We start from the raw sequence: 17,639 nt of genomic DNA, 5'->3' as shown, positions 1-17,639 counted from the left end.
CGCACCACCTGGCAACCGGCTGCCGGATCGGGCACTCTGGGAATATGACCGCAGACGCCAGCGCTTTCCCGCCGAGCACCGTGACCCCGGGCCCGGGCACTGTCGCCCCGGATTCGGGCGTCGTTTCCCCGGATTCGGTCCCCGTTCCCGCGGGGACGGGGACCGTGTCGCCGGACTCGGCCGCCGCCCCGTCGGGTCAGGGGAGCGTCTCGCTGGACGTCTCCGGGGCCGATGTGCCCGAGGCCGCCGCCGCGGAGAGCCGCCGCCAGGAGCTGGCGTCCTTTCTGCGCAGCCGCCGGGAGCGGATCTCACCGGACCAGGTCGGGCTGCCGCCCGGCCGTCGGCGCCGGACGCCCGGACTGCGCCGCGAGGAGGTCGCACAGCTCGCCGCCGTCGGGGTCACCTGGTACACGTGGCTGGAGCAGGCGCGGGAGATCCAGGTCTCCGGGCAGGTCGCCGACGCCATCGCGCGCGCCCTGATGCTCGACCACAACGAGCGCAAGCACCTGTTCACCCTCGCCGGGACCGCCGACCCGCACCCGCACCTGGAATGCCCCGGCATGTCACCCGCGCTGCTCGCCATGGTCGACCAGCTCGCGCCGCTGCCCGCCGCGGTCGTCAACAGCCGGTACGACGTGATCGCGTACAACCGCACTTACGGCAGGCTGGTCAGCGACCTGGACGCGCTGCCCGTCGAGGACCGCAACGTCATGTGGCTGTCGTTCACCGACCCGCTGTGGCGCGAGCGGATGGTCGACCGCGAGGAGAGCATCCGGCTGATGGCCGCCAAATTCCGCGTCTCGATGGCCCAGCACCTGGCGGAGCCCGCCTGGCGCGAGCTGCTCAAGCGGCTCCAGCAGAGCTCGCCCGACTTCCGCGAGATGTGGGAACGGCACGAGGTGCTCCAGCCCGACGGCCACATCAAGCGCTATCTGAACCCCGAAGTCGGCCTGCTCTCCTTCGACTTCACCCACCTGTGGCTCGGCCCGCAGCAGGGCCCCCGCCTGACCACGTACACCCCGGCCGACGACCTCACCCGCGAGCGCCTCAACCGGCTGCACGCGCTGGTCTCCGCGCAGGAGCGGCAGCCGATCGCGGGCTGATCCGCGAGCGAACCCCGGCCTTCCGGCCGCCGGCGGACCCCCCTTCCGGCCCCCTTCCGGCCCCCTTCCGGCCCCCCGTGCCTCCTCGGCGCGGGGGGCCGGGCGCGTCTGCGGATTTGGAATATCCACACAGACCCATGACGGGTGTGGCGTTTCCATAGGGAGCCTATGGGAGGGAATGCCCGCTTCACGCTCCTCCACGTGATCAACTCGTCACTCTATGGTCATGCTTGGTCGCTCATCGGCCACGGAATGTCTCATTCGGACACTCTTCCTCGCACAGCCTCTTGTGGCATTGCGTGGATACAGGTATGAATTCCACACGAAGCAAAAGTGAGGTTGGCACGGAAGGGCCCGCGATGAGCGTTAACGGCACATCCGCGCACTTCGCGGAGGAACGTCGGCGAGCGCTGCTCGACCAGCTCAAGGCCAACGGGCGGCTCGAAGTCGTCGCCGCGGCCGACCGGCTGGAGGTGACGTCGGAGACGATCCGCCGCGATCTGGTGCTGCTGGAGCGCCGCGGTCTCGTCCAGCGGGTGCACGGCGGAGCGATCCTCCTCGACCGTGAGCACCTCGTCCCCGACCTCCAGTCGCGCAGGCGGCTGATGGCGGTGGCGAAGGACCTGATCGCCCACGCCGCGGTCAAGCACATGCCCGACGAGGGCGCGGTGATCATCGACGCCGGGACCACCACCGGCCGGATGGCCGAGATATTTCCCGGCGGTCCCTCGCTGGTCGTCATGACCAACAGCCTCCAGGCGGCGATCGCGCTCGCGGGCAAACAAGGACTCAGCGTCCACACCCTCGGTGGCCGCGTCCGGGCCAACACCCTGGCCGAGGTCGACGCCCCCGCGCTCGGCGCCATCGCGCGCGTCCACGTCGACGTCGCCTTCATCGGCACCTACGGGGTCTCGCCCCGGCACGGCTTCTCCACCCCCGACCCGGCCGAGGCCGCGGTCAAGGAGGCGATGATCCGCGCCGCCAAGCGGACCGTCGTCCTCTGCGACAGCAGCAAGATCGGCAAGGACCACTTCGCCCGGTTCGCCGACACCTCCCAGCCCGATCTCCTGATCACCGACGCCGACGCCCCACCGGAACTGCTGCGGGCCCTGGAGTCCTCCGGGCTGGCGATCGAAGTGGTTCCGATCCCATGACAAGCGATCCCGCAGACACCGCCGCCACGGCGACGTGTACCACCGCAAAGGAGCGAGGTATGCCTTCCACAGTCCTCACGTCAAGGGCGAGGGCAGCGGTCATCGCTGCCGCGTGCATCGGGCTCGGGCTCGCCACCGCGTGCGCGCCCTCCAACGACGGCTCCGGCGGTGACAGCGGCGCGGCCGACTCCGGGCAGAGCCAGGACGTCAGCCAGTTCGTCACCGCGGTGCAGGCCGCGCAGAAGGGTCCCGAGTCCTTCGCTGGACCGACCGACAAGCCGGTCACCGTGCCCAAGAACATCAAGGTCGCGATCATCCCGTGCGGTGTCGCCATCGGCGGCTGCAACACCCCCGCCGAAGCGGTCAAGGGCATCGTGAAGACCCTCGGCTGGAAGCCCACGATCTACGACGGCCAGTCCAACGCCCGTACCCAGAACAACATGATCCTCAACGCCGTCTCCAACCGGGCCGATGTGATCGCCACGGTCTCCATCGACTCCAAGCTCGTCCAGCAGGGCCTGGAGGCAGCCAAGAAGGCCGGGATTCCGGTGATCTCGATGAACAACGGCACCGGCTCCCCCAACCCCAAGCCCGAACTGGAGCCCGGCCAGATCGACTTCGACCTCGACGTGGCACCCGACTACGGCGCCAACGGCCGGATGCAGGCGGACTGGGTGATCGCCGACTCCAAGGGCACCGCCGTGGTCCAGCCGGTCATCACCAGCGAGTACCTGTCCAACACGGTCACGTACAACGCCTTCGTCGCCGAGATGAAGAAGTGCGCGGCGTGCAAGGTGCTCAAGCCGGTCAACTTCACCACCGACGAGATCGCCTCGGGCGCCCTGGGCACCCGTACCGTCTCGACCCTCCAGCAGCACGCGAACGCCACCTACGTCTACACCGGCTTCGACGCCGCCGCCGCGGCGGAGGTCAACGCGATCAGGCAGGCCGGTCTCGGCGCCAAGGTCAAGCTGGTCAGCGCGGTCGGCGACCCGATCAACCGGCAGTTCATCCGCGAGGGCGACATCCAGGGCGCGACCGTCATCGAGATCCCCTCGCTGTACGGCTACGCGACCGTCGACCAGATGATCCGCACGGTGCAGAAGCAGCCCGCCGTCGAACCGGCCAACGAGGGCGCCATCACGGTCCTGCTCACCAAGGACAACATGATCGGCAACAACGACCAGTGGAAGCTGCCGTTCGACGTCGCCGCCGAGTACCACAAGCTCTGGGGCACGAAGTGACCACCCGGGCAACCGATGAGGTCATGGCGGCGCGCTCGCTGTGCAAGACCTTCGGTGCCACCCAGGCCCTGTGGGACGTCTCACTCGGCCTGGTCCCCGGCGCGGTGCACGCGCTGGCCGGGGCGAACGGCTCGGGCAAGTCCACCCTGATCAAGATCATGAGCGGGGTGTTCGGCCCGGACAGCGGCCACCTGCTGGTGGACGGCGCCCCGCAGGAGTGGTCGTCGCCGATGGACTCCCGCGCGGCGGGCGTCGGCGTCGTCCACCAGGAGGCGCCGCTGGTCGACACGCTCAGGGTCGCGGACTGCGTCGCGCTGCTCGGCGGCTTCGAGGGCGTCCCCGCCCTCGGGCTCAGCCACCGGGCGCTGGTACGGCGCGCGCAGCGGCTGCTCGACGAGCACGAGGTGCCGGTCGACGCCCGTACCACCTGCGCCGAACTCGGCCCCGCCGAACGGGCGATGGTGTCCCTCGCCGTCGCCACCGGACAGGGCAGCCGCATCCTCGTCCTCGACGAGGTCACCGCCTCGCTGCGGCAGGACGACGCGGAACAGGTCCTCGGCCTGGTCCGCAGGCTCGCCGACCGGGGCACGGCGGTCCTCATGGTCACCCACCGGATCGGCGAGATCACCCAGTACGCCGACCGCCTCACCGTGCTGGCGGCCGGTCGTACGCAGTACGAGGGACCGTCCGCCGAGGTCAGCGCGGCCCGGATCATCGAGTACATGCTCCCTGAGCAGCGGCTGGCCGCCGAGCAGGCGGCCGGGGCCGGACACCGCAAGGAGCCCGCCGCCCCCGGCTCCCGCGAGGCGTACGGCGCGGGGGCGCCGCCCGTGGACGGCGCGGACCGGACTCTGATGGAGATCCGCGGGCTGACCGGCCACCGGCTCGACCCGCTGGACCTCGACATCCGCGCGGGCGAGATCGTCGGCGTCACCGGCCTGCCCGACTCCGGCGTGGACGAACTGCCGTATCTCCTCGCGGGCGGCGTGCCGCCCCGCTCGGGCACCGTCCGCTTGCGGGGGTTCGAACCCACCCGCGCCTGGACCGCTTCCACCGCCCGCAGGCAGGGCGTGGCGCTGCTGCCCAGGGACCGGCTCTCGCACGGCGGCGTCGCCGTCCTGAGCGTCGCCGACAACATCGCGCTCCCCTCGCTGCGCCGGTTCTGGCACCGCGGGTCGGCGCTGCGGGAGGCGATCGGCCGGGTGATCCGCGAACTCGACGTACGGCCGCGCGACCCCTCCGCCTCCCTCGGCAGCCTCAGCGGCGGCAACCAGCAGAAGGTGCTGCTCGGCAAGTGGCTGTCGACCGACCCGAAGGTCCTGGTGCTCGACGAACCGACCAACGGCGTCGACCCGGGCGCGCGGCTCCTGATGTTCGAAGCGGTCAGGAAACGCGTGGACCAGGGCATGGGCGCGGTCCTGTTCTCCTCGGAGTTCGAGCAGCTCACCGCGTACTGCGACCGGATGGTGGTGCTGCGCCCCGGCGCCGGGGCGCAGGAGATCCCCGTCCCCGACAACCCCGTCAAGCTGGCCAGGATCGTGGCGAGTCCACAGGAGGACGGTCCGAGATGAGCAGAGAAGACCTCGACACAGCGAAGCCCGACGCGCTGACCGGGGGCGCCGTGACCGCCGACCGGCAACCGGCCGCCGACCGGCAACCGGCCGCCGACCGGCAACCGATTGCCGGGCGGTCCCACGGCGCCGGCCTCCTGCGTACGATCGGCGAAGCCCTCATCCAGCGCTACGCCCAGATCGTGCTGCTGGTGGTGCTGATCGTGGTGTTCAGCATGGCCACCCCCAACTTCGCCACCCGGCAGAACTGGACCTCGCTGCTGGTCAGCCAGTCCGTGATCGCGCTGATGACGCTGGCGGTGCTCTTCCCGCTGATCGTCGGCGAGTTCGACCTGTCGGTCGGCTATCTGCTCGGCTTCTGCGCGATGCTCGGCGCCTATCTGACCGGCCAGGGCTGGCCGGTGACCGCGGTGTTCCTCGCGATGGCCGGCTGCGGGGTGGTGGCCGGTGCCTGGAACGGTGTGCTCAACGTGGTGTTCGGCATCAACTCGTTCATCGCGACCCTGGGCATGGGAATCGTGCTCTCCGCGATGACCCTGATGCTCAGCAACGGCGCCATCCTCACGACCGTTCCCGGCCTGGCCAAGACCCTCGGCCGCGGCTACGCGGTGCAGGTCGCCTGGGCGGTGTGGATCGTCGCGATCGTGGCCGTCATCTGCTTCTACCTGCTCCAGCACACCCCGGTCGGCGCCCGGCTGTACGCGATCGGCGGCTCCGAGCGCGTGGCGTTCCTGGCCGGTGTGCGCACCGGCCGGTACAAGATCCTCGCCTTCGGCTGCGCCGGCGGGCTGGTCTCGCTGGCCGCCGTGCTCCAGCTCGGCCAGGCCGGTTCCGTGACCCCCAGTCTCGGCCCCGACCTGCTGCTGCCCGCCTACGCCGCCGCGTTCCTGGGCGTCACCACCTACCGTCCGGGCTTCTACAACGTGCCCGGTGTGATCGTCGCGATCCTGCTGCTCGCCGTCGGTTTCAACGGCTTGAGCCTGCTCGGCGTCCCGTTCTGGGTGCAGCCGCTCTTCAACGGCCTCGCCCTGCTGGTCGCCGTCCTCGCCGCGCGCTTCGTCGCCCGCCGCAGGACCGGTGAACGCCGGGGTCCGGCATGACCCGCCCGTCCGGTCGGCCGCTGCCCCACCCCCTCTCGAAAGGACACACGATGACTGACGTCCCCCATCCGCTCCTGGTCCTGGCCATGGACCACCGGGCGGTGATGCGCGGGCTGTTCGGTGACGCGGTGCCGGCCGCCGAACGCCGGGAGGCGTTCGGCCGGGTGAAGGACCTGGCCTTCGACGCGCTGGTCCGCACGATCGCCGAAGGCGGCACCGACCCGGCCAACCTCGGGGTGCTGATAGACGAGGAGTACGGCGAACGGACCATCCCCCGCGTACGGGAGGCCGGTTGCTGCCTGGTGCTGCCCGTCGAGGAGAGCCGGTCCCCGGTCTTCGACATCAACACCGGCGAGTTCGTCCTCACCGGCGGCGACGACTTCGCCGCCCGCCTGGACGCGCTCGGCCCGGACATGGTCAAGGCGCTCATCGTGCACAACCCCGAACTGCCCGCCGGGCGCAGGGCCCGGCAGACCGCCCGCGCCCGCCAGGTGCTCGACTGGTGCCAGGCCAACCGGCGGCCCTTCATGCTGGAGATGCTGGTCCCGCCGACCGACGCGCAGCTCGCCGCGGAAGGCGGAGACAAGGAGCGCTGGCAGCGCGCGCACCACACGGAACTGCTGCTGCGGACGGTCTCGGAGTACCAGGACGCGGGCGTGTGGCCGCACGTGTGGAAGCTGGAGCCGCTGGCCGCCGAGGCCGACTACGCGGTGGTCGCCGACCACTGCCGGGCCGGGGCGCCGTACCCGACCTCCCTGGTGCTGCTCGGCGGCGGCGCGGACATGGACGCGGTCGCGGAGTGGGTGCGGCAGATCCGCGGGGTGGACGGCTACATCGGCTTCGCCATCGGCCGCAGCCTGTGGATCGACGCCTTCGACGGCTATCTCCGCGGGGACCTCGACGAGGAGCAGGTGGTCGCCTCGATCGCCGGCCGGCTGCGACGGCTGGTCACCGCGTACTCCCTCGGAGAGGACGTGCCGAGCGCGGCGCGCTGACCGGACCGTGCCGTGGCCGTACGGACGGGCGCGCGACCGGTAGACAGGACAAAGCGGCGGATTCCGGATCTTCGGCTGAGGAGGCTGTGATGGCAAGGACGGCATGCGTCGTCGGCGTGGACATCGGCACCACCACGGTGAAGGTGTGCGCCACCGACGAGCGCGGCCACGAGCTGGCGGTGGTCAGGGCCGACACCCCGTGGCGGCTCGCCGCCGGGACGACGGTGCTCGGGCACGAGGACCTGTCCGGCGCGCTGGACGGCCTCTTCCGGCAGCTCGCCGACCGCCTGCCCGGCCGCCACGCGCTCGCCGTCGGCTTCGCGGGCATGGCCGAGGCGGGGTACGCGCTCGCCGCCGACGGCACACCCGTCGCACCGGCCGTGGCCTGGTTCGACACCAGCGGGGCGGACGAACTGGCCGCTCTCCTCGCCGAACAGGGCGACGGCTTCACCGCCACCACCGGCCTGCGGCCCACCACCCGCGCCTCGGCCGTCAAGGTGGCGTGGCTGCTGCCCCGACTGGACGGACGGTCGGCGTCGTCCGCCGGGCCCCGGACGGTTACGTCCACCGCTTCCGGTACGAGGTCCGGCCCGACCGGCAAGGCCGTGAGCTGGCTGAACGTACCGGAGTGGGCCGCCCATTGGGCGGGCGGCCGGGCCACCGCCGAGTGGTCGCTCGCCGCGCGCAGCGGTTTCATGGACGTGACCGCCCGCGAGTGGTGGAAGCACGGCGTGGACCGGGCGGGGCTCGACCCCGCCGCGATGCCGGAACTGCTGCCCGCCGGGTCGCCCACCGGCACCGCGCGGGCCGGTCTGCCGCTGGTCGGCGGCGCGGTCGTCACCGTCGCGGGCCACGACCACCTGGCGGGCGCGATCGGCGCCGGGGCCGTACACCCCGACGACTGCTTCGACAGCCTCGGCACCGGGGAGGCGCTGATCCGCTCCCGGCCCGCCGCCAAGGACCCCGGCCCGCTGACCCGGGCGGTGGCCGCCGGATTCGAGCGCGGTCCGCACATCATCCCCGGCCGCGACTACCTCTTCGGCGTCCTCGGCACCGGACGCCTGCTGCGCGCCCTGCTCGACGACCGGCTCGGCGCCGAACGGACCCTCGCCGACGTCGACGCGCTCGGCAGGGCCGCGGCCCGCCTGCCCGCGACCGGCCGCGCGGCCGAATTCGCCGTCACCCTCGGCAGCGCGGCCCGGCCGATGGCCCCGCTCGACCCGGCCGCCGTGGTGGCCGCCCTCCACGGACTGCCGGACGCCGAGGCGTGGGCCGTACTGGTCGAACTGACCTCCTGGCGCTGCCGCGACGCGATCGGCCTGCTCGACGCGCTCGGCGGCCCCGGCAACGCGCTGATCGCCGCGGGCGGCTGGTACACGTCCGGCTACATCAGGGCGGTCCGCGCCCGCGTGCTCGGCTCGGTCCGGCTGCCCGTCGGCGCCGAGGCCGGCGCCTGCGGCGCCGCCCGGATGGCGGCGCTGGCCTGCGGACTCATCCCCGACCTCGGCACCTGGATCGACGACTGGACGGAGTTCACCGCATCATGACGTCCCACCCCATCACCGGGCACACCCGGATCTACGCGCACTTCGCCGACCCGGTGGCCCATGTGCGCACGCCCGAGGTGATGAACCGCTTCTTCCGCCAGCGCGGCATCGACGCGGCCGTGGTGCCGTACCAGGTCGGGGTCGAGGATCTGGCGCAGGCGGTCGCCGCGGCGCGCGCCTGGAAGAACCTGGCGGGCATCGGGGTCACCATGCCGCACAAGGAGCACATCGCCGGGCTCCTCGACGACCTCACCGAGGACGCCGTCAGGGCCGGGGCGAGCAACGTCATCCGCAGGCTGCCCGACGGGCGGCTGCTCGGCGGGCAGTACGACGGCCCCGGCCTGGTCGCGGGGCTGCGCGCGCACGGGGTGCGGCTGGAGGGCGCGCGGGTGCTGCTGCTCGGCGCGGGCGGCAGCGCGCGCGCCGTCGCCATGGCGCTGGCCGCCGCGGGCGTCTCGCACCTGGCCGTCCGCAACCGGACCACCGCCCGCGCCGTCGCCCTGGCCGAGCAGGTCGGCCGCCACTACCCGGCCGTGCGCTGCGAGGTGCGCGAGCGGGACTCCGCCGCCGACGTCGACGTCCTGGTCAACACCACCTCGGTCGGCATGCGCGCCGCCGATCCGCTGCCCGTCGACCTCGCCGCGCTCAGCCCCGCCACGGCCGTCAGCGACATCATCATGAAGCCCGCCAGGACCCGGCTGCTCGACCACGCGCGGCGCGCGGGATGCACGGTCGTGCCCGGCGTCCACATGCTCCTCCACCAACTCGGGCCGACCGCGGACTTCCTCGGCCTCGAACCGACCCTCGAACCCTCCGGCGAACCCGATCCGCCGGACCTCGCCGATCCGCTCGCGCACGCGAGCGATGCCGCGGAGGTGGCGTGATGCGTGCTCTCACCCTGCGGGGCGCCCATGACGCGGCGCTCGGCGAGACCGACGAGGAAGCGCTCGGCGCCGACGACGTACGCGTCGCGGTCGCGCGGGTCGGCCTCTGCGGCTCGGACACCCACTTCTACGCGCACGGGCGGATCGGCGCCTTCCGGCTCACCGGGCCGCACGTGCTCGGCCACGAGGCGTCCGGCACCGTCCTGGAGACCGGTGACCGGGTGAGCGACCTCGCCCCCGGCGACCTGGTCGCCGTCGAACCCGGCCTGTGGTGCGGCCGGTGCCGCGAGTGCCTGGCCGGTACGTACAACCTCTGCGCGCGGATGCGCTTCCTCGGGATGCCGCCGCACGCCGGGCTGGCGCGCGAGCGCGTGGTGCTGCCGCGCCGCGCGGTGCACGCCGTCCCCGCCGCGATGACCGCGACCCGGGCGGCCCTGCTCGAACCGCTGTCGGTGGCCGTATGGGCCGTCGGCCGGGCCGCCGTGCTCCCCGGCGAGCAGGTGCTCATCGCGGGCGCGGGCCCGATCGGCACCCTGGTGGCGCGGGTGGCCCTGGCCGAGAAGGCGGGCCGGGTGATCGTCGCGGATGTCGACGAGCGCCGACTGGCCCGGCTCGCGCACTCCACGCCCGGCGTGGAGACCGCTCACGTCGGCGCCGACCCCGGCACCGCCTTCCAGGACGTGGCCGCTGACCTCGACTGCTACCTGGAGTGCTCGGGCGCGCCCACCGCGCTGGACGACGGGATGACCCGGCTGCGGCCGCGCGGCCGGGCCGTACTGGTCGGAGTGCCCGCCGCGCCGACGATCACGCTGTCGTCCACCCTGATCCGCTACCGCGAACTCACCCTCACCACCGTCCACCGCTACGCCCACACCTGGCCGCGCGCCATCGAGCTGGTCTCCAGCGGCGCGGTCGAGGTCGACGACCTGGTCTCCGACCACTACGCGCTGGAGGAGGGGCCGAAGGCGCTGGCCGACGCGGCGGCGGGCAAGGTGGCCATGAAGGCCATGATCTCGGTGGACGCGTCATGACCGGCACGCGGGGCGAGGAGCCCGACGGGGGCCGGGAGGACGGGACATCCGGTGCGGCCTCGGCTTCGACGGCCGGGGTTTCCGGTACGTCGGACGCGTACGACTCGGCTTCGGGTACGTCGGCCGTGCACGACTCGGCTTCGGGTACGTCGGCCCTCACCGGTACCACAGGCACCGCCGAGGCCGTCGTCGGCGAACTGGGCGCCGTGGCGCGGCAGACGCCCGAGCGGGTCAGGGACGCCGCCGCGCTGGTGACCCGGGGCCGGGTCTTCTCGCTCAACTGGGACCTGGCCCTGCCCGACCCGCCGATCCTCGGCAGGGGCCGCCACACGCACACCCGTATCGACCTCGGCAACGGCTTCGACGACCGCCTCGACTCCTTCTACCCGCAGGGGTCCTCGCAGTGGGACGGGCTGGCGCACGTGCGCGGCCCCGACGGCACCTATTACGGCGGCCACCGGGCCGCCGACATCGCGGCGGCGGCGGGGCCGCTGGGCATCGAGCACTGGGCGCGGCGCGGCATCGCGGGCCGCTTCGTCCTGGCCGACCTGGTCGGACATGGGCGGCACGGCGGCGACTGCTCCCGCCGGGTCGCCTACACCGCGGCCGACGTGACGGCCGCGCTCGCCGCGCAGGGCACCCAACCGCGGCCCGGCGACGTCCTGTTGCTGCACTTCGGCTGGACGCGCTGGTACGAGGGGCTGGACCGGGCGGCGCGCGAGGCGCTGGCGGCGGAGGGCTTCTTCGCCTCGCCGGGCCTGGCCGTCGATCAGGAGACCAGACGGTGGCTGCGCGGCCTGGAGCTGTCCGCGGTCGCGGCCGACTGCCCCGCGGTGGAGGCCATGCCGTTCGACATGAGCGGGCCCGAGACCTTCCTGCACCACACGCTGATCGCCGAACTAGGGCTCGCGGTGGGCGAGTTGTTCGACCTCGCGGCCCTGGCCGAGGACTGCGCCCAGGACGGCGTCCACGAGGGGCTGTTCACCGCGGCCCCGCTCCACCTCACCGGCGCGGCGGGCTCCACCGCCAACGCCCTCGCGCTGAAGTGACGCGGGGACCCGTACGACCCGAAGGAGCTGACGGCGCCGGGGCCACCGGGGCCACCGGGGCCACCGAGGACCCTACGCCACCGACGACCCGACGCCACCGAGGACCCGACGCCACCGACGACTTCCGACGGCCCCAACGGCCTTGAGAACCACAGGAGATGACCGACAGCATGGACGTCCTGGAGATTCAGTCCCTGGTGGGCGGGCGATGGACCGGCGCCCCGACGGCGGTACGGGACAATCCGGCCGTCCCCGGTCAGCGGGTCAGCCTCAGCGCGGACCTCGACGCCGCCACCGTGGAGCGCGCGCTGGACGCCGCCCACGCCGCCGCCCGCGACTGGGGACGCACCCCGGCCCCCGCCCGCGGCCGGATTCTGGAGCGGGCCGCCGCGCTCCTCGACGACCGTGCGGACGAGGCCGCCCGGGACATCACCCGCGAGGAGGGCAAGACCCTCGCGGAGGCGCGCGGCGAGGTCGCGCGGGCCGCCGACATCCTGCGCTTCTACGGCAGCGAGGGCTGGCGAATCGGCGGCACGACGTACCCCTCGGCCGCGGGCACCGACCTGGTCTACAGCCGACGCGAACCGCTGGGCGCGGTCGCGGTCATCACCCCCTGGAACTTCCCGATCGCCATCCCCGCCTGGAAGTCCGCGCCCGCCCTGGTCAGCGGCAACGCGGTGGTGCTCAAACCCGCCCAGATAGCCCCCGCGGGCGCCTGGCACCTGGCCAGGGTGCTCCAGGAAGCCGGCCTGCCCGACGGGGTGTTCACCCTGCTGACCGGCTCCGGCGCCCGGATCGGCGCCCAACTCGTCGCGTCGCCGCGGATCGACGCGGTCACCTTCACCGGCTCGGTGGGCGTCGGCGCGGGCATCTACACCGCCGCCGCGCCGCGCCGCATCCGGGTGCAGCTCGAACTCGGCGGCAAGAACGCCGTCGTGGTCTGCGACGACGCCGACGCCGCGGTGGCCGCGCGCATCGTCGCCGCGGGCGGCTTCGGCCTCACCGGCCAGGCGTGCACCGCGACCAGCCGGGTGATCTGCCTGCCGGGCGTCAAGGACGCCTTCCTCGACGCCCTGCGGGAGGAGGCCGCGGCCTACCGGCCCGGCGACGGACTGACCGACGGCGTACGGATGGGCCCTGTGGTCAGCGGCGCCCAACTCGCCACCGATCTGGGCTACGTGGACAAGGCCCTGGCCGAGGGGGCCAGGACCGTGGTCGGCGGCGCGGACCCGGACGGCCTGCTGTTCGGCCCCACGGTGCTGACCGGCGTGCGGCCCGCCGACACCGTCGCCCAGGAGGAGGTCTTCGGCCCGGTGGTCGCGGTGCTCGACGCCACGGGCCTCGACCAGGCCATCGACCTGGTCAACGACTCCCGCTTCGGCCTGACGGCCGGTGTGGTCACCAACGACCTGGACACCGTGCACCGGTTCAGCTCCGAGGTGCGGGCCGGAGTGATCAAGGTGAACCGGCCGACCAGCGGGGTCGAGCTGAACGTCCCCTTCGGCGGGGTCGGCGACTCCTCCACCAACACCTACCGCGAGCAGGGACAGACCGCCGTGGACTTCTTCACCTGGACCAAGAGCGTGTACCAGGCGTCAGCGCCCGGCAGCGCGTCATGACCGGCCCGCGGGCGGACGCGGAGGGGAAGCCGCCACGTCCGCGGGCCCGGGGGGAGGCCGACCGGCCGCACCAAGGGGGGAGCGGCCGGTCGGCCCGATGTCCTGGCCGACGAACGACCTGGCCAACGAGTGTCCTGGCCGACGAGTGACCGGACGCGCGTGCGCCGCCGCGCCCGACACGGCGCGCACCGGCGAAAACGCCCGGCCGACCGCGCAGGCGACAGCGCGCGGGCGCCGTACATCCACTCGGGCGAGCGGGTGGACCGCGGCGCGTGGGAGCCGGTCTGCCCGGCCGAGGCGGTCTACTACGGGGACGGCCCGCCCGACGACCGGCGCGGGCACCTCGCCGCCGACCGGGACTCCGCCGCGTGCCGGGGTCGCCGGGCGGCGCCGAAGAGGTGGGCGGGACCGGTACCGACGCCCCCGCCGGCCGCGGGGTGCCGCCGTCGTGGTGACGGCGGCGGGATACGACCTCGCGGCGACGACCTCGTGGCCCCGCCGTCCGGACGCGGCGGGGAAGCGACGACAGGAACGGAACGAACGCGATGGACAAGCCGAACGCACCCCACGGGCCGGGCGACGCGGCGGGCGGCGCCCGCCGCCTGCGCGAACTGCTCGGCCCCAGCGTGCGGTTGGACGCGGGCACCCGTGCGCTGTACTCCTCCGACGCGTCCAACTACCGGGTGCCCCCGGTCGCCGTGGTGCGCGCGGAGTCGGCGGCGCACGCCGTCGACACCGTCGCCCACTGCCACCGGCTCGGGCTGTCCGTGGTGGCACGCGGCGCCGGAACCTCGGTCGCGGGCAACGCGATCGGCCCCGGCGTCGTCCTCGACCTCACCGCGCTCGACGCGGTCGCCGAGATCGACCCCGAGCGCCGTACCGCGACCGTGGGCGCCGGTACCGTCCAGGCCCGCCTCCAGCGCGAGGCCGCGCCGCACGGCCTGCTGCTCGGGCCCGACCCGTCGACCGCGGACCGCTGCACCATCGGCGGGATGATCGGCAACAACGCCTGCGGCGCGCACGCCGTGGCCTGGGGCAACACCCGTGACAATGTGGTGTCCGCCCGGCTGCTGCTGGCCGACGGCCGCCAGGTGACGGCCGATCAGCACGGTACGTCGGACGCGGAGTTGAACACCCGGCTGCGGCAGACGGCCGACGCGCACCTGGCCGTCCTGCGGACCGAGTACGGCCGCTTCCCGCGCCAGGCGTCCGGCTACGCGCTGGACGCGCTGCTGCCCGAGCGCGGCTTCGACGTGATGAGTTCGCTCGTCGGCTCGGAAGGCACCCTGGCGCTGGTGCTCGACGCCACCGTACGGCTGGTGCCCGCGCCCGCGGCCCGCGCGCTCGCGGTGCTCGGCTTCCCCGACATGCCCGCCGCCGCCGACGCGACCCCGGCGCTGGTGGCCCTGGGCCCGCTGGCCGTCGAGGGCATGGACCGGCGGCTGGTCGAGGTCGTGGTCCGCCGTAAGGGGGCCGCCGCCGTGCCCGCGCTGCCGCGCGGCGCGGGCTGGCTGCTGGTGGAGACCGGCGGCGCGAGCCTCGCGGAGGCGGAGCACGCGGCCCGCGCCGTACTGGCCGCGTCCGGCGCGGTGGACGGCCAGGTGGTGACCGACCCGGGCCGGATCGCCGCGCTGTGGCGGATTCGTACCGACGGGGTGGGCCTGGCGGGCCGCACGCCCGGCGGGGCCGACGCCTGGCCCGGCTGGGAGGACGCCGCCGTACCGCCGGAACGGCTCGGGGCCTACCTGCGGGACCTGGACGCGCTGCTCGGGCAGCACCACTACGACGGCCTGCTGTACGGGCACTTCGGCGACGGCTGTGTGCACGGCCGCTTCGACTTCGGTCTGCGGGACGAGGGCGGCGCGGCCCGGATGCGGGCGTTCCTCGAGGACGCCGCCGACCTGGTGGCCGCGCACGGCGGCTCGATGTCGGGCGAGCACGGCGACGGCCGCGCCCGCGGCGAATTGCTCGCCCGGATGTACTCGCCCGCCGCGCTGGGCGCCGCCGCCGCGGTCAAGGCGGTCTGGGACCCCGGCGCCCTGCTCAACCCCGGTGTGCTGGTCGACCCGGCGCCGCTCGACGCCGACCTGCGGGTCCGGCCGCAACTGCCCGTCGTCACCGGCGCGTTCGCCTACCCGCACGACTCCGGCGACCTCACCCGCGCCGTCCACCGCTGCGTCGGGGTCGGCAAGTGCCGCGCCGACCTCACGACCTCGGGCGGCGCGATGTGCCCGTCGTACCTCGCGACGGGGGAGGAGCGGCACTCCACCCGCGGCCGGGCCCGGCTGCTCCAGGAGATGATCAGGGGCGACCTGGTGGACGGCGGCTGGGCCGACCCGGCGGTGCACGAGGCACTGGACCTGTGCCTGTCGTGCAAGGCGTGTTCGAGCGACTGCCCGGCGGGCGTCGACATGGCCACGTACAAGGCGGAGGTGCTGCACCAGCGCTACCGGCGCAGGCTCCGCCCGGTGACGCACTACTCGCTGGGCTGGCTGCCGCGCACCGCCGGGCTCGCCACCCGGCTGGCCGGTGTCAGCAACGCGCTGCTCGGCAACCGGTGGGTCGGCGCGCTGGTCAAGCGGCTCGGCGGGATCGACGGACGGCGCGGGCTGCCCCGCTTCGCCCGCCGCACCTTCCGGGCGTCCTTCCGCGCTGACCGCGCCGACCGAGGCCCGCGCCCGTCCCGCCCCCGCGTGCTGCTGTGGGTGGACAGCTTCACCCAGTCGTTCTCGCCCGAGGTCGGCACGGCGGCCGTTCGCGTACTGGAACAGGCCGGATACGCCGTCGAGTTGACCGGCCGTCAGGTCTGCTGCGGGCTGACCTGGATCTCCACCGGCCAGCTCGACGGCGCGCGCCGACAACTGCGCCGTACGTACACGGCACTTGAGCCGGCCGTCGCCGACGGTGTGCCCATCGTCGGCCTCGAACCGTCGTGCACGTCCGTGCTGCGCCGGGACGGCGTCGAGCTGCTGCCCGACGACCCCAGGGCGCGGCGGGTGGCCGATCTCACCGTCACCCTGGCCGAGTTGCTGAGCCGTACGCCCGGCTGGAGCCCCCCGGACCTGTCGGGCGTCCGGACCGTCGCCCAACCGCACTGCCACCAGCGGGCGGTGATGGGCTGGCGGGCGGACGAGGAACTGCTGCGCACGGCGGGCGCCGACGTCACGGCGGTCGGCGGCTGCTGCGGGCTCGCGGGCAACTTCGGTGTGGAGCGCGGCCATTACGACGTCTCGGTGGCCGTCGCGCGGACCGCCCTGCTGCCCGCGCTGGAGACGGCGGAGCGCACCGGCCCGGTGCTGGCCGACGGATTCTCCTGCCGCACCCAGATCGACGACCTCGCGGCCGGCGCCGGAGCGGTCCATCTGGCCCAACTGCTCGCGTCCGCGCTCGACGAGTCCGACGGCCGGGCGGTGAAGGACGGCGACGACGGTTAAGACGGTTAAGGGGGGACGGTCAGGGGGCGACGGTTCGGCGGCCGACGGCTGTGCGGGCGACGCCGTGACGACGTCAGACCGGCTCGGCCACCTGCACCTCGAGGCCGGCGCCGCGCAGTTCCGCGAGCTGCGTGGCGCTGATTCCCGAGTCGGTGATCAGCAGGTCGGGGCCGTCCACGGGCGCGAAACGGGAGAACAGCGCGGTGCCGATCTTCGAGTGGTCGCACAGCACCACGACCCGCCGGGCGGAGGCCATCATCGTCCGCTTGACGGCGCTCTCGGAGACGTCCGAGGTGGAGAAGCCGTGGTCCACCGTTATCCCCGAGGTGCCCAGGAACGCGACGTCGACCTTGACCTCGTCCAGCGCCCGCAGCGTCAGCATCTCGACCTCGGCGAGCGTGTCGTTGCGGACGCGCCCGCCGGTCGTGTAGACGGCCGCGCCCGGCTTGCCGGTCATCGTGACGGCGATGGGCAGTGAGTTGGTCATCACCACCAACTGCGGCCCGCCTGCGTAGAGATCGGCGAGCCGTCCGGTGGTGCTGCCCGCGTCGATGAGCACCGCGCCGCCGGTCGGCATGTGCGCGAGCGCCGCCGCGCCGATCGCCGTCTTCTCCTCGGCCATGATCCGGGTGCGCTGGGCGAGACCGGGGATGCCGTGCTCGTTGTCCAGCAGGATCGCGCCGCCGTGCACCCGGCGCAGCGCGCCGGTCTGCTCCAGCTCCACCAGGTCCCTGCGCACCGTCTCCGCGGTGACCTGGAACCGCTCCGAGATCTCCACGACGGTCAGCCTGCGCCGCTCCCTGAGCAGTTCCACCAGGGCCCGTCGGCGCTCGGTGGGGAACGCGGGCCTGGCCTCCTCGGCAGCGCGGTCATCGGCTTCTGGCGTCACCGTCCAGACCTTAGACCAT

General features: G+C 73.7%; 13 protein-coding genes. 12 read left to right on the top strand and 1 reads right to left on the bottom strand.

The features are described 5' to 3' along the window. Positions 1–164 precede the first annotated feature (164 nt). The 12 genes from ACFZAM_RS19175 (at position 165) to ACFZAM_RS19120 (ending at position 16,731) form a co-directional block, all read left to right on the top strand. Positions 165–1,103, top strand: a complete 939-nt coding sequence (locus ACFZAM_RS19175; RefSeq protein WP_391047452.1) for a helix-turn-helix domain-containing protein — start codon at positions 165–167, stop codon at positions 1,101–1,103. Between the two features lie 359 nt (positions 1,104–1,462). Beyond that, positions 1,463–2,257, top strand: a complete 795-nt coding sequence (locus ACFZAM_RS19170; RefSeq protein ID WP_391047450.1) for a DeoR family transcriptional regulator — start codon at positions 1,463–1,465, stop codon at positions 2,255–2,257. A 59-nt stretch (positions 2,258–2,316) separates the two neighbouring features. Beyond that, on the top strand, positions 2,317–3,501 hold the full coding sequence (locus ACFZAM_RS19165) for a substrate-binding domain-containing protein (protein ID WP_355344581.1): 1,185 nt from the start codon (positions 2,317–2,319) through the stop codon (positions 3,499–3,501). After that, the gene (locus ACFZAM_RS19160; protein WP_391047446.1) at positions 3,498–5,072 is read left to right on the top strand and encodes an ATP-binding cassette domain-containing protein; all 1,575 of its coding nucleotides are present in this window, start codon (positions 3,498–3,500) and stop codon (positions 5,070–5,072) included. The genes ACFZAM_RS19165 and ACFZAM_RS19160 overlap by 4 nt, the downstream gene beginning before the upstream one ends. Next, positions 5,069–6,172, top strand: a complete 1,104-nt coding sequence (locus ACFZAM_RS19155; RefSeq protein ID WP_391047443.1) for an ABC transporter permease — start codon at positions 5,069–5,071, stop codon at positions 6,170–6,172. Before ACFZAM_RS19160 ends, ACFZAM_RS19155 begins: the two co-directional genes overlap by 4 nt. Before the next feature lie 50 nt (positions 6,173–6,222). Then, complete coding sequence (locus ACFZAM_RS19150) at positions 6,223–7,167, top strand: 2-deoxy-5-keto-D-gluconate 6-phosphate aldolase domain-containing protein (protein ID WP_391047442.1); 945 nt, start codon at positions 6,223–6,225, stop codon at positions 7,165–7,167. Between the two features lie 89 nt (positions 7,168–7,256). Further along, positions 7,257–8,714 (top strand): FGGY family carbohydrate kinase, encoded by a 1,458-nt coding sequence (locus tag ACFZAM_RS19145; protein WP_391047440.1) that lies wholly within the window; start codon positions 7,257–7,259, stop codon positions 8,712–8,714. Next, positions 8,711–9,598, top strand: a complete 888-nt coding sequence (locus ACFZAM_RS19140) for a shikimate dehydrogenase family protein (protein WP_391047439.1) — start codon at positions 8,711–8,713, stop codon at positions 9,596–9,598. Before ACFZAM_RS19145 ends, ACFZAM_RS19140 begins: the two co-directional genes overlap by 4 nt. Further along, positions 9,598–10,629, top strand: coding sequence for an alcohol dehydrogenase catalytic domain-containing protein (locus ACFZAM_RS19135; protein ID WP_391047438.1), 1,032 nt, complete (start codon positions 9,598–9,600; stop codon positions 10,627–10,629). The genes ACFZAM_RS19140 and ACFZAM_RS19135 overlap by 1 nt, the downstream gene beginning before the upstream one ends. Continuing rightward, on the top strand, positions 10,626–11,678 hold the full coding sequence (locus tag ACFZAM_RS19130) for a cyclase family protein (protein WP_391047436.1): 1,053 nt from the start codon (positions 10,626–10,628) through the stop codon (positions 11,676–11,678). Before ACFZAM_RS19135 ends, ACFZAM_RS19130 begins: the two co-directional genes overlap by 4 nt. A 158-nt stretch (positions 11,679–11,836) precedes the next feature. Then, positions 11,837–13,297, top strand: a complete 1,461-nt coding sequence (locus ACFZAM_RS19125) for an aldehyde dehydrogenase family protein (RefSeq protein ID WP_391047433.1) — start codon at positions 11,837–11,839, stop codon at positions 13,295–13,297. 545 nt (positions 13,298–13,842) lie between these two features. Beyond that, positions 13,843–16,731 (top strand): FAD-linked oxidase C-terminal domain-containing protein, encoded by a 2,889-nt coding sequence (locus tag ACFZAM_RS19120; protein ID WP_391047431.1) that lies wholly within the window; start codon positions 13,843–13,845, stop codon positions 16,729–16,731. Between the two features lie 73 nt (positions 16,732–16,804). Here ACFZAM_RS19120 and ACFZAM_RS19115 read toward each other — a convergent pair whose 3' ends face one another. After that, on the bottom strand, positions 16,805–17,620 hold the full coding sequence (locus tag ACFZAM_RS19115; protein ID WP_391047428.1) for a DeoR family transcriptional regulator: 816 nt from the start codon (positions 17,618–17,620) through the stop codon (positions 16,805–16,807). Positions 17,621–17,639: the final 19 nt, after the last annotated feature.

Origin of the sequence: Streptomyces sp. NPDC008079, assembly GCF_042957385.1 — a bacterium.
In the GTDB taxonomy this organism is placed as follows: Bacteria; Actinomycetota; Actinomycetes; order Streptomycetales; family Streptomycetaceae; genus Actinacidiphila.
The sequence above is the reverse complement of the archived record's forward strand: the minus strand, read 5'-3'. Positions and strand labels throughout refer to the sequence as shown.